Genomic DNA, 12,305 nt, shown 5'->3' on the forward strand with positions numbered 1-12,305 from the left:
ACGCAACATAACGTTGCTACAAAAACGTATTCACTTAATCTTTCGCAAAGATTAATCTCACTGCATCGACAACGCAAGCACCTCTCACCGAGTCCCCGGAGTTAAAACTATGTCCGCTGAAGGCATCACCAAGCAAAACAAGGCATCGGCCGCCGCGTCTACCCACTCAGGGTTGCCGCTTTCCTTGACATTCCTGCTGGCAAGCGCTGCGGGCCTGGCAGTCGCGGCGCTGTACTACAGCCAACCGATGCTAGGGGTGCTGGGTGCTGACATCGGGGCTTCGACGCAGGCAGTCGGGCTGCTGCCCACCTTGACCCAATTGGGCTATGCATTAGGTATCCTCTTTCTGGCCCCGCTGGGTGACCGGCATGACCGGCGCCGCATCATCCTGGCCAAAGCGGCCATCTTGTGCGCAGCACTGCTGCTGGCAGCGGTTTCTCCCTCGCTGACAAGCCTGCTGGCTGCCAGCTTGGTCATTGGCTTGGCAGCGACGATGGCCCAGGATATTGTTCCGGCGGCTGCTACGCTGGCTCCCGAGACGCATCGCGGCAAGATCGTGGGAACCGTGATGACGGGCCTCCTGCTGGGCATTTTGCTGTCCCGAGTAGTGAGCGGTTTTGTGGCTGAGCACTGGGGTTGGCGGGCCATGTTTGCGGTGGCCGCCGCGAGTATTGCGCTCGTGGGGCTGGCCGCATGGCGCCAACTCCCGCGCTTTCAGCCCACCACACAGCTGCCCTACCTTGCGCTTTTGAAATCGCTTGGCTCGCTGTGGAAACAGCATGCCGCACTACGCCGGGCGACGTGGGCGCAGGGCTTGCTCTCCATTGGTTTTAGCGCATTTTGGTCGACCCTGGCGGTCATGCTGCATGGCGAACCGTTTCACCTGGGCGCCGCTGCCGCCGGAGCCTTCGGGCTGGCAGGTGCAGCAGGCGCCCTGGCAGCACCCGTTGCCGGGCGCATCGCAGACCGCTATGGCGCACCGTTGGTTACCCGCCTGGGGGCAGGCCTGGTGTTCATCTTCTTCGCTGCGATGGCGCTGGCACCGCTCATGGGATCAGGTGCACAACTGGGGTTGCTGGTGGTCTGCGCCATTGGCTTTGACCTAGGCATACAGGCCTCACTGATCGCCCATCAGACCATCATCTATGGGATTGATGCCAACGCCCGCAGCAGACTCAACGCGGTGCTCTTCACTGGAATGTTTATTGGCATGGCCATAGGCTCCGCATTAGCCGCTCTGCTGTTTGCCGAGTTCGGCTGGATGGCAGTTACGGTGCTGGCGACAACCTCCGCGCTGTGGGCCTTGATCCTGCGCCTACGCGGCTGAAGACGGCAAAGTTTATCGACGGCTACCACGCAGACTGAAGCAGTGAAAGCACCTCTGCCGAAGATGCCACTGGGCGAGGATTGCGCTGCAAGAACCAGTCGCCCATGGCATCTTCTGCAATTTGGCCAAGCTCGGACTGCGCGATTCCGACATCACGCAAACGGGTTGGCACAGGCAGAGTTCCAAGCAGAGTTTGAAGGCGGTTGATCGCGTCTTTTATGTTTGGTCGTGGCTGGCTGGCCGCCCCCAAAGCCATGCCGATCTTGGGAGCACCGCGTTCCGTGGCGCGAGCATTGAATTGCATGGTGTGTGGTAGCACAATCGCATTCACCACACCGTTGGCCACGCCATGCCGATGCCCGATAGCGTGCCCAAGCACCGAGGCCAGCCCAGCACCTCCAAAGTCAGTGCCCTGCCCGCAGAGAGCTGCGGCGACTACCAATTCGCAACGCCCGTGAGCGTCATCGTTGATGGCAGCCACCAAGTGATCAGACAGCAATCGCACCGATTGCATCAGCAATGCATCCGAGAAAGGGTTGGCTTGGGGCGATTCCAGCCCTTCAATTGCCATGGCAAGAGTGTTCATACTGGCGCTCAACACGAGCGAGGCCGGAACGGCGTTGACCAATTGAGGGTCAATGAACACGGCATGAGCACGGGTTTTGGGATCAAACAGCGCGAGACGCCTACCGCTGACGGGATCAAGTACAGCGCTGCCGGCTTTGACGCAGGCAGTCGTCGGCGTGGTGGGCACCACCAGCTGAGGAAGTTTGGGATGAACCAAGCGCGGGCTGATCCATTTGCCACCGGCGTCTTGCTGGCTGCATAGGCGGTGGGCATCACTACCCTCTGCAAGCATGATGCTCGCCGCGCGTGCGGTGACGATAGGCGATCCCCCGCCCACCGCAATCACAGCATCAGCTTGCAAGCGCTCCAGTTCCCTGGAGACTTCCAGCACAGCCGGTACTGGACTGTGTTCAACGGTTCCCGGAATCCACCCCGCCAACTTTGAGCCAAGCGCATCTCGCAAGCGCGCCGTGGTGCCTTCGTCCCGCGCCAGGGATGCACCCGAAATGATGACCGCGCGCGAGCATCCCAGTCGATCCAGTTCACGGCCCAAACTCGCCAAACTGTCTGATCCGCAAAATATCCGCTGCGCAGCAGGCGCGTGCTGGAAATTCAAGGAGTTTCCCAGGTCGAAGCGCGGAGTTCTGGAAACCGATGAGTCTTGAGACATTGAAGAACCTTTTCCTTGTTTAGGTGTTGCAGCCTGCAGGCATCTCATCACGAAAAAACTCCGACAGATCACGATCCAAGCCGAAACGATCACCGCGATAGATGGTCACGGCGAAATAAATGACCCGTTCCGAAGCATCGCAAAGAACGCGCTCGGCTCGGGCAGCCGGAGAAGCCATGGGATAGCCAAGCGCGGCAGCCGCCTCGAAGTCCATGGGCATCACGGTCAAACGCTCTTGGGCGATCTTCACAGAATTAGCATGTTGGCGCACCAATTGCACCAGTTTTTCCGTCTGTTCAGCGCCTTTGGGAAAACGCTCATGCAAGTCTTCAGCCACGTGCACCACGGACAAACCGTAGGGCACGCCGTCAATCTGGTCGAGCTTGCGAGTGCATATGTAAGGGCCCTCTTCACGGCCTACTTGCCAACGCGCGGGTGGCAGCTTGTCGACCCGGCTCTGCGATAGCAACGCAACACCATAGTGAGGCGATTGATGCAAGCTGGAGGCCACCGATGTAAACAGTGGCTTGCCCGCGAGAGGCTCTTGAGGGTCATTGGGTGCATACGTCACGAAGGTGCGGCGCCCGCGCTGACTGGAGAGCAAACCTTCATCCACAAGGATTTGCACTGACTGACGCACAGTCACCCGGCCTAAGCCGTATAGATCGACCAGCTCCTGCAAGCTGGGAATTTCTTCACCGAACGGCCATTCACCGCTGAGAATTTGGCTGCGCAGCAAGCTTGCCAGCTGCGCATAAAGAGCAGTAGCCCCAAGCGTGAATTGGGGGGCCGGCTGCGGATTCACCAATATCTCCAAGACCTGGGAGGGAGCTACCTTACTCGGCCGCGATCTTGTTATCTTCTATCACCTTGCGCCACATCTTGGCGTCTTCGCGAATGAGCTGATCCAGCGCTTCTGGTGCACCCGGTGCCGGGGTGGCATTCAGCGCACGCATACGGTCCCGAACAGTGGGTTGAGCCAAGGTCTCATTCAACGCCTTGTTGTAGGCCTGCACGATGGGCGTCGGCGTTTTAGCTGGCAGCATCATCGCGTACCACCCATCATTGATGAAGCCCTGATAACCCTGCTCCGCCACCGTGGCGATGCTGGGCAATTCTGGCAAGCGATTGGGGCTGCTCACCGCCAAGGCCTTCAGGCGACCACTTTTTACCTGCGCCTCACTGGAAGAAGGTGTGAGCAGACTGAAATCCACATTGCCACCGATCACATCCATCATGGCGCTGACGCCTTTGTAGTGAATCATGCGGATATCGACACCGGTCTGCGCCTTTAAACGCTCCATCATCAAATGCTGAGGGGTGCCTAAGCCGATAGAGCCGAAGGTAAGGGATCTGCCTTGTGTCTTGGCCAAAGCAAGCACCTGCTTGAGATCTGCGCCAGGCAAGTTGGGATTGGCCACGATCACATAGGGAGTGGTGGCAATCATGCCCACGGCTCGGAAATCCTTGACGGGATCAAAGCCTAGCTTCGGGCCTACCAAGCCGAAGGTGGGCTGTACATTGAATGTGATCAGCACGGTGCTGCCGTCAGGCTTGGATTTGGCCACATGGTCCGTAGCAATGGTGTAGCCCGCGCCGGGCTTGTTCTCGACAATGATGGTACGGCCCATGGAAGCGGCCATAGATTCACTCAGTACGCGCGATAGCGTGTCTACCCCGCCGCCCGGGGTGCTGCCTGACACGAAACGGGTAGCTTGAGTGGATTGTGCCAATGCAGGCAATGCGGGCAACGCAACAGCGGATGCGGCGGCAATCGCCAGCCATGTCTTCCAACGCATGAGTTCTCCTTTGTCTCCGGAATCAAATCGAGTCAGGCGATCGGCGGCGAGCTCGCAACCCGCGCTCCAAAAAGACGCTGACCGGAGTTACCGCATCGACCATGCTGATGTTTCATTGTATTATCAAGCATCCTTCTCGGCCAACCATCTTTTTCATTTTTTCTCATCATGAACCACAGCAACGTTTGTCAGATGTTGGGGATAGAGATCCCGGTCTTTGGCTTTTCCCACTGCCGCAACGTGGTGGCTGAGATCACGCGCGCCGGGGGTATGGGTTGCCTGGGCACCGCCTACTACACGCCGGAGCAGCTGGAAATTGAACTCAGCTGGATTGACGAGCAGGTAGGCGGCAAGCCCTACTCCATCAATATGCTGCTGCCCCAGAAGTTCGAAACCGTGGGCGAGTCGCTTAGCTTCGACAAGCTGCCCGAAGGGCATGTGGCGTGGCAGAAGAAATTACTCGACGATGCGGGCATCCCCGCCTTGCCGGACTCAGAGCGCGAGCGCTTGTTGCACGACGAGTTGGCGCAGATGCACCTGACACCGGAGTTCGCAGATGAGCTTATAGAGGTCGTACTGCGCCATCCAAACGTGAAAATGGTGGTCAGCGCGCTGGGCTCGCCTCCGCGCCATATTCTTGATCGCCTCCATGCGAGCGGTATCAAGGTTGGCGCGATGACAGGCAAGGTTCAACACGCGTTGAAGCACAAGGAAGCCGGCCTGGACATTCTCATCGCCCAAGGCACCGAAGCGGCCGGACATACCGGAGTCGTTTCTTCCATGGTTTTATGGCCCGAGGTCGTGGATGCGGTCGCCCCGATTCCCGTGCTGGCTGCCGGAGGTATTGGGCGTGGCAGACACATGGCTGCTGCTTTCGCACTGGGTGCGCAGGGTATTTGGTGCGGCTCTATCTGGCACGGCACGCGCGAAAGCGATCTGACCGACGAAATGAAACAGTTGCTCTACCAGGCCCGCTCGGAAGATGCTGTGCAAACCAGGTCCAAGACCGGAAAACCCGGCCGCATGCTGCGCAGCAAGTACACCGAAGCCTGGGTTCAACCCGGCGCCCCAGCCACCCTACCCATGCCTTGGCAGAACGTGCTGAACGCCGAAGCGCGTCTGCGTATCGATCGCGCCCGAGCGCTGGATTACATGACCTGCCCCGTGGGCCAGATCGTAGGCACCATCAACAACGAAAGTTCAGTGCGCCAGGTGATCCAGACTATCTTGGAGGAATTTGTGACCACTGTCGAGCAGATGCCGGCCGTCACGGGCTTGGACGGCACTTAGCCTTCATCAGACAGCGACTTCAACAGATCAACCCCGCGAGGGTTCTAAAAGCTTAGCCAAACCAGGAATGGCCGCCAGCGCATTTTGCGTGGTCCGCTCCATCAGCTCCTGCTCGGAAATGCCTCTCAGCGCTGCGATGACTGATGCGATTCGCGGCAATTCACCCGGTTCGTTTCGGCCTTGTGGTTTGCCGGCGGAGCGCTCATCAGATGTGGCATAGAGCCAACGCGGAGGAATGTCAGGTGCATCGGTCTCGAGCACCAGCGATTCAATCGGCAAAGATTTTGCGAGTTCACGCAAGCGCGTGGCGCGCTCGTAGGTCACCGCCCCGCCAAAGCCAAGCTTGAAACCCATCTCCACGAATATCTGGGCCTGCTGAAGACTGCCGTTGAATGCATGGGCAATGCCGCCGGGTACAGGAATATCCCGCAGACCTTTCAGTACGGCATCCACGGAGCGGCGCACATGGAGAATCACCGGCCGCTCATACCGGCGTGCCAACTTGAGCTGCTCTCTGTAGAACAACTCCTGCCTGGCACGCAGTGGCTGCTCATTCAACGCCGGCACGAAGTAGTCGAGCCCAATCTCTCCCACCGCCACCAGGGAAGGGTCGTGCGCATAAAGGCCCAGTGATTCGTCTAGCCGCGCGAGCGCATCTTCAGCGGCGCGTTCAACGAACAGCGGGTGGATGCCCAGCGCATAGGCATCACCAAAACGGTGCGCCAAGCCGCGTGCAGCTTCGAACTCAGGAACTTCAACCGCCGGAATAATACATTTTGAAACATTGTTGAATGCAGCTCGCTTGCGCACGGCTTCCACGTCATTTGTGAATTCCGGCGCATCCAGATGGCAATGGGTATCGATCCAAGCTTGCATGCTGCGATCATGCCGCAATAAGCCCTTGGAATGGCGACCGCAGTCGAGCAGGCAGTGCACGACTGAATGAACCGTGGTACTGTGTTGTTTCAGCTTCTAGCCACGGTGCATCAATATGCGAAGGACCGCGCTTTACAGTCGTTCAACCTCCAGCCGGGCCTCCCCGCAAGGCGACGCCATTGCCGAAAGCACTCCGGTTGATCCTCCGCAGGCAGCGCAGGCGCCGTCCCGCCGGCAGCGCATGGTGCGTGCGCTGAATCACCCCCGAACGTTGTGGCTAGCCATTGGCGTTCTGGGTGTTTTATTGGCCTTGTCATTCAGCACGTCACTCAGGAACGGCCCCAGTCAGCTCACGCAAGACGACATCAATGCGGCCGTGATGCACACCCTGACCACCCGGGTTCTCCCCTCCCCTGCAGCGAGCGCGGCAGCTACTGTGGCGCCCTCAGTGGTGCGAGTGGAAGGCTTCGTAGCCGGCAAGAAGGGCAAACCGGATATGGAACAGGGCGTGGGCTCCGGGGTGGTGATCATCGAAGATGGCACCATCTTGACCAACCTGCACGTGGTTCAGGGGGCGGAAACCCTCAAGGTCACTTTCGCGGATGGTTTTGAAAGCCCTGCAACGGTGATTAATGTTCAGCCGGAAAACGATCTGGCAGTGCTGCGCGCGCAAAAAATTCCGGACGATCTTTTTCCGGCCACCATGCGGTCTACGAGCGATCTGCAGCCTGGAGACCAAGTCGTTGCAGTGGGCTTTCCATTCTCTATCGGGCCTTCGGTTTCCGCAGGCGTGGTCTCTGGTCTGGGGCGAGGGTTTCGCTCGCCGCAAGGGGGCCAGTTGATGCGAAACCTCATTCAATTCGATGCTGCAGCCAATCCTGGGAATTCGGGCGGGCCCTTGGTGACCATGGATGGCCAGGTGGTGGGTATCGTGACCGCCATCCTCAATCCCACCTCCGCACGCACATTCATCGGCATTGGCTTTGCGGTACCTATCGAGAACGCGGCTACCGCTGCAGGCCAACCGCCGTTTTAGATTAGTAGCGCTGCACTCGCAGCAAAGTCATTTTTCTTCGCATTGAAAGAGATTTTCATGGAAAGCGTACCCAGCACCTCCGCCTTTGCCCAGAGCCCCGGTACCGCGGAACTGATGGAGCGGATACTCTATGAAGTCAAACGCGTCGTCGTGGGGCAAGACCGCTTTCTGGAACGGGTGATGGTGGCCATGCTGGCTGGCGGGCATTTGCTGGTTGAAGGTGTACCTGGGCTAGCCAAGACACTCACCGTAAAGACGCTGGCGCAAACCTTGAACGGACAGTTCAAGCGCATTCAGTTCACGCCTGACCTTGTACCTGCCGACCTCGTGGGTACGCGCATCTACAACCAGAAAACCGGTGACTTTTCCACCGCCCTGGGACCTGTGTTCACCAATCTGCTCCTGGCTGATGAGATCAACCGGGCGCCAGCCAAGGTGCAAAGCGCGCTTTTGGAGGTCATGCAGGAAAGGCAGGTCACCATCGCCGGGCAGACGCACTTCGTGCCAGAACCGTTTTTGGTCATGGCCACGCAAAACCCGATAGAAACCGAGGGCACTTATCCGCTGCCGGAGGCTCAGGTCGATCGCTTCATGATGAAGGTGTTGGTTGATTACCCAACCGATGAAGAGGAATTCGTCATTGTGCAGCGCGTGACTGGGCCGCGAGTGGAGCCCAATCCTGTAGGCAACACGGAGCAATTGGCGGCATTGCAACGCGAGTGCCGAAATGTTTATGTCGATCCGTCTTTGGTGCAATATGCGGTGAAGCTGGTATCAGCCACCCGCCGCCCTGCGAACGTGGGCTTGAAAGATCTGGCCCCCATGATCACCTTCGGCGCCAGCCCTCGCGCCACCATCAATCTGACAGAAGGCGCTAGAGCGCTGGCCATGCTGCGTGGCCGCAGCTACGCGCTACCGGAAGACATGAGCGATCTGGTGCCTGACGTGCTGCGTCACAGGCTGGTGCTGTCGTACGAAGCGCTTTCAGAAGGACTCACGGCAGACGACATCATCATCCGCGTGATGGCGAAAGTGCCTCCACCACCCAAGCCCCTGCAACATGAAAAACTGGTGGCGTAAAAGCCCAAAGCCAATACCTCATGCGGTGTCCAACCCGGCGCGACCGGAGGAGGCAACGCAGACGGCCGGTGCGGAACATGTGTTGCGGCGGCTCGAATGGTCGGTCATTCGGCGGCTGGACGGGCTCCTGCAAGGTGACTACCGAACACTGATGCGCGGTGCCGGCTTGGACTTGGCCGATCTGCGCGAGTACCAGCACCACGACGACGTTCGCCATATCGATTGGAATGTCACCGCGCGCACGAATATCCCTCACGTGCGCGTATTCACCGAAGACCGTGAGATGGCGGCCTGGTTCCTGCTGGATCTAAGCCCTTCGGTGGATTTTGGCTCCGGCCTGCAGCGCAAACACCATGTTTCGGCAGAGTTCGTCACCGTATTGGCGCGGATACTCACGCGCCACGGCAACCGGGTGGGAGCGCTGCTGTATGGCACAGGCGTTGACACCGTGATTCCTGCACGCGCGGGCCGCCGCCACGTGCTGCATCTCTTGCACCAGATGCTGGACCGTGAAGCCGCCGCAGAGCAGCCCAAAGGCCAAAGCGCAGCAAGCGCCACCCGGCTTGATGATCTGCTGCGCGCCGGCGCGAATGTCGTCAAACGGCGCTCTACAGTTTTTGTGGTGTCGGATTTCATCAGCGAGCCAGGTTGGGAAAAACCGCTCGCCCAACTGGCCACTCGCCACGAAGTAGTAGCCGTTCGACTGTTGGATCCGTTGGAGCTCAACCTGCCTGATCTGGGTCTGCTGACTTTGCGTGATGCCGAAACCGGGGAGCAGTTGCTAGTCGATACGCACAACCCCGGGTTTCGAAAACGTTTTGCAGCCATTGCGGCGCAACGTGAAGCGGACCTGCGAGCCACGCTTGCGCGTGTTGGTGTCGATACGCTGGAGCTTTCTACAGATGGCAATCTCGTCGATGCAGTCGTGCGCTTTTCCGAATTACGCAAACAGCGCACGCGGCTTTCGGCGGGGGCAAGCTTGCCACGCCACTTGAACCGAGCAGCCTGAACTGGCGCGCAATGAATTAACAAACGGCTCTTATCATGAACCCGTCCTGGCTCACCAATTGGCGTTGGCCCACTGGCATTCCACAGCCTAACTTCCTGTGGCCACAATTTCTGTGGCTGCTGCTGGTGTTACCGCTGTTGGTGTTGCTGTACTGGTGGCTGATGCGGCGCAAGAAAAAACTGGCTGTGCGTTATGCCAGTCTGTCGATCGTCAAAGAGGCGATGGGTAAAGGCCCTGGCTGGCGCCGCCACGTGCCGCCCATGTTTCTGCTTCTGGCGTTAGTTTTCATGCTGCTGGCCAGTGCGCGGCCTGTGGCCGTGGTGGCCTTGCCTTCAAACCAGCAGACCATCATTTTGGCGATGGATGTCTCAGGGAGCATGCGCGCCACGGATGTCGAACCTAATCGACTAGTTGCCGCCCAGAACGCTGCCAAGGCGTTCCTCACGGAGTTGCCGCGCAACGTCAAGGTAGGCATCGTGGCATTCGCAGGTTCGGCGCAGGTGGCGCAATTGCCCACGGTGAATCGGGAAGACCTTGTCACGGCCATCGATCGCTTTCAAATGCAACGCGCCACGGCCACCGGCAACGCCATTGTCATCTCCCTGGCCACACTGTTTCCCGATGCCGGCATAGAGCTGCAGCAACTCAGCCCAGACCGCATGCGCGGATCCGGCCGCTCTTTGGACCAGGCACCACCCAAGGTCAATGAGTTCGTTCCTGTTCCGCCTGGCTCCTACACCTCAGCCGCAATCATCATGCTGACAGACGGCCAACGCACCACGGGAGTAGACCCGCTTGAAGCAGCCAAGATGGCGGCTGACCGAGGGGTGCGCGTCTACACGGTAGGTATTGGCACTGTGGACGGCGAGACCATCGGCTTCGAAGGCTGGTCCATGCGGGTGAAGCTTGATGAAGCAACCCTCAAGGGCATTGCGCAACGCACGGCGGCAGACTATTTTTATGCCGGTACTGCAGCGGATCTGAAAAAGGTCTACGAAACGCTCAGCAGCCGCCTGACCATCGAGAAAAAGGAGACTGAAATCTCCGCGTTGTTTGCGCTCGCTGCTGCGGTGCTGGCGTTGATTGCTGGCGGGTTATCCATGCTTTGGTTTAACCGCATTTTGTAGGCGTCCCTGCCTTTTACCCTAGACAAGAGCAGAAGGCAGTCAACATGCGCCAAAAACAAATCAACTGCCGCAGACCCTCACCCTGCCCTACCCAAAAACCCTGATAACGCGCTGATTCTTCATGCTGATGCAAGTATATGAGCCTGCGCGGATCGTGAACGTGTTGCCAGAGGCCGGCTCGGTCAAAGCCTTGAATTATTCTTTCCTGATCAGGAAAGACGAGCGTCACCAGGGCCGAGCGCAGCAATGGCCCGAGTGAGGCTCCCCACCCCTTGAGGCCGTGTATTTGTACCGGGGACATAGTGGACACATGTTCGGAGACATGGTGAACGCTTTTGGGATTAGATAATGAATCGGCCAGTCTGTATAGATTGATCGTTGAGATTGATCCGAGCGATACGCAAAGTACTCCAAAACACGTCAAAGTAACCGTGCTCATTGGAGTCTTCGCGCATAGCAACCCGCTCTGAGATGAAGGCCTTACCGACTCGCCAGCTGCGCCCCCTCCAGGTCACGGCTCCATTGCCCTGCACCTTGCGAACCTCGTCACAGCTGTCGTACTGTGGTGGCGCGGGTGTTTCGCAATACGAACGCTTGCTTACGCGATAGCGCTGCAGCGGCACCTGCATGCCTAGCGCCTCATGAGGGCGCTGCTGGTTGTAGACCATACGCCAGTCATCAAAGGCTTGCTGAGCCCTGTGAAGATCTTCAAAAGGTGGTCCTTGAAGTACTTCTACCTTGAGACTGCGGTGAAAGCGCTCCAGCTTTCCCTGGGTCTGAGGGTGATAGGGACGCGAATGAGTGACGCGTATGCCCTGACGTGTGAGCCAAACGTCCATGCCCGTGTAGTGCCCGCCAATGCTGGCACCCCAGGGACTGCCGTTATCCATCGTCATCCGCGCGGGCACGCCATGGCAGCGCATCACCTGCGCCAGATGCTGCTGCACCGTCGCCTCCCGCTCACTGCTGCATGCTTGTATACACAGGGCGTATCTGGAATGGTCATCAAGCACGGTCAGCGGGTGACAGCGCCCCTCAAGCATCGCTACATGGCCCTTGAAGTCCATCTGCCAGAGATCGTTGGGGGCTGGGTGTTCAAAGCGTTTATAGGGTGTGGCCGCTTCGCTTGCCTCAGGCGTGATCAGGCCATTGCGCAGCAAAATGGCGTGCACCGTGCTCACCGCGGGCACAGCCAGACCAAGATCGCTCAATCGAGTGGCCAACTTGCGAGCACCCCATGCAGGGTGCTGTTCACGCAACTGGCACACCTGCTGCTCAAACTCGGCTGAGCTGCGCTTTGGAGAGTGCATGGGCCTTCGACTCAAGTCGCTCAGAGGCTGCTCGCGGCGAGAGCGCTCAAGCCATTTGTAGCCCGTGGTGGGACTGATTCCGAGACCGCGACACAGCGCCCGGATGTTGGTGCCGTCGTGCTGCGCTAGTGCAACGAATTCTTCGCGTAGTGACATTGCGGACTTCTCCTGCCATGGCATCGCTTTGCTCCTATTGGGCTGCTTGATGCTCTAG

Annotated in this window: 12 protein-coding genes; 7 read left to right on the forward strand and 5 right to left on the reverse strand. The window is 58.8% G+C overall.

Annotated features, from left to right (window positions below; all coding sequences use genetic code 11):
* Positions 1–109: 109 nt before the first annotated feature.
* Positions 110–1,327 (forward strand): MFS transporter, encoded by a 1,218-nt coding sequence (locus tag G518_RS0120155; RefSeq protein WP_051237103.1) that lies wholly within the window; start codon positions 110–112, stop codon positions 1,325–1,327.
* Between the two features lie 22 nt (positions 1,328–1,349).
* On the opposite strand, the gene G518_RS0120160 is transcribed toward G518_RS0120155, so the two are convergent.
* The 3 genes from G518_RS0120160 to G518_RS36065 are packed head-to-tail and all read right to left on the reverse strand — an operon-like array spanning position 1,350 to position 4,363.
* Positions 1,350–2,564, reverse strand: coding sequence for an iron-containing alcohol dehydrogenase family protein (locus tag G518_RS0120160; protein ID WP_051237105.1), 1,215 nt, complete (start codon positions 2,562–2,564; stop codon positions 1,350–1,352).
* A 19-nt stretch (positions 2,565–2,583) separates the two neighbouring features.
* The gene (locus G518_RS0120165) at positions 2,584–3,369 is read right to left on the reverse strand and encodes a GntR family transcriptional regulator (protein WP_028604086.1); all 786 of its coding nucleotides are present in this window, start codon (positions 3,367–3,369) and stop codon (positions 2,584–2,586) included.
* A gap of 31 nt (positions 3,370–3,400) precedes the next feature.
* Positions 3,401–4,363 carry a Bug family tripartite tricarboxylate transporter substrate binding protein gene (locus G518_RS36065; RefSeq protein ID WP_051237107.1) on the reverse strand — a complete coding sequence of 321 codons (963 nt, stop codon included), beginning with the start codon at positions 4,361–4,363 and terminating at the stop codon, positions 3,401–3,403.
* A gap of 168 nt (positions 4,364–4,531) precedes the next feature.
* On the opposite strand from G518_RS36065, the gene G518_RS0120175 reads away from it, so the two are divergent.
* A complete protein-coding gene (locus tag G518_RS0120175; RefSeq protein WP_028604087.1) occupies positions 4,532–5,653 on the forward strand; it encodes an NAD(P)H-dependent flavin oxidoreductase in 1,122 nt (373 codons plus the stop codon).
* 27 nt (positions 5,654–5,680) lie between these two features.
* Here the strand turns inward: G518_RS0120175 and G518_RS0120180 are convergent, their stop codons facing one another.
* Positions 5,681–6,529: a TatD family hydrolase gene (locus tag G518_RS0120180; protein ID WP_028604088.1), complete on the reverse strand. Its 849-nt coding sequence runs from the start codon at positions 6,527–6,529 to the stop codon at positions 5,681–5,683.
* A gap of 115 nt (positions 6,530–6,644) precedes the next feature.
* Here G518_RS0120180 and G518_RS0120185 point away from each other — a divergent pair, with 115 nt between their 5' ends.
* The 5 genes from G518_RS0120185 to G518_RS40100 all read left to right on the forward strand — a co-directional run bounded on the left by G518_RS0120185 (position 6,645) and on the right by G518_RS40100 (position 11,040).
* Entirely contained in the window at positions 6,645–7,565 is a 921-nt protein-coding gene (locus G518_RS0120185) for a S1C family serine protease (protein WP_028604089.1), read from the forward strand.
* A gap of 57 nt (positions 7,566–7,622) precedes the next feature.
* Entirely contained in the window at positions 7,623–8,645 is a 1,023-nt protein-coding gene (locus tag G518_RS0120190) for an AAA family ATPase (RefSeq protein ID WP_028604090.1), read from the forward strand.
* Positions 8,626–9,654 carry a DUF58 domain-containing protein gene (locus G518_RS0120195; RefSeq protein ID WP_028604091.1) on the forward strand — a complete coding sequence of 343 codons (1,029 nt, stop codon included), beginning with the start codon at positions 8,626–8,628 and terminating at the stop codon, positions 9,652–9,654. Before G518_RS0120190 ends, G518_RS0120195 begins: the two co-directional genes overlap by 20 nt.
* A 35-nt stretch (positions 9,655–9,689) precedes the next feature.
* Entirely contained in the window at positions 9,690–10,781 is a 1,092-nt protein-coding gene (locus tag G518_RS0120200) for a VWA domain-containing protein (protein ID WP_051237109.1), read from the forward strand.
* A 121-nt stretch (positions 10,782–10,902) separates the two neighbouring features.
* Complete coding sequence (locus tag G518_RS40100; protein WP_156909478.1) at positions 10,903–11,040, forward strand: hypothetical protein; 138 nt, start codon at positions 10,903–10,905, stop codon at positions 11,038–11,040.
* A gap of 82 nt (positions 11,041–11,122) precedes the next feature.
* Here G518_RS40100 and G518_RS0120210 read toward each other — a convergent pair whose 3' ends face one another.
* Positions 11,123–12,271, reverse strand: coding sequence for an IS481 family transposase (locus tag G518_RS0120210; protein ID WP_028604093.1), 1,149 nt, complete (start codon positions 12,269–12,271; stop codon positions 11,123–11,125).
* Positions 12,272–12,305 lie beyond the last annotated feature (34 nt).

It is taken from the genome of Ottowia thiooxydans DSM 14619, from assembly GCF_000422885.1.
GTDB lineage: Bacteria > Pseudomonadota > Gammaproteobacteria > Burkholderiales > Burkholderiaceae_C > Ottowia > Ottowia thiooxydans.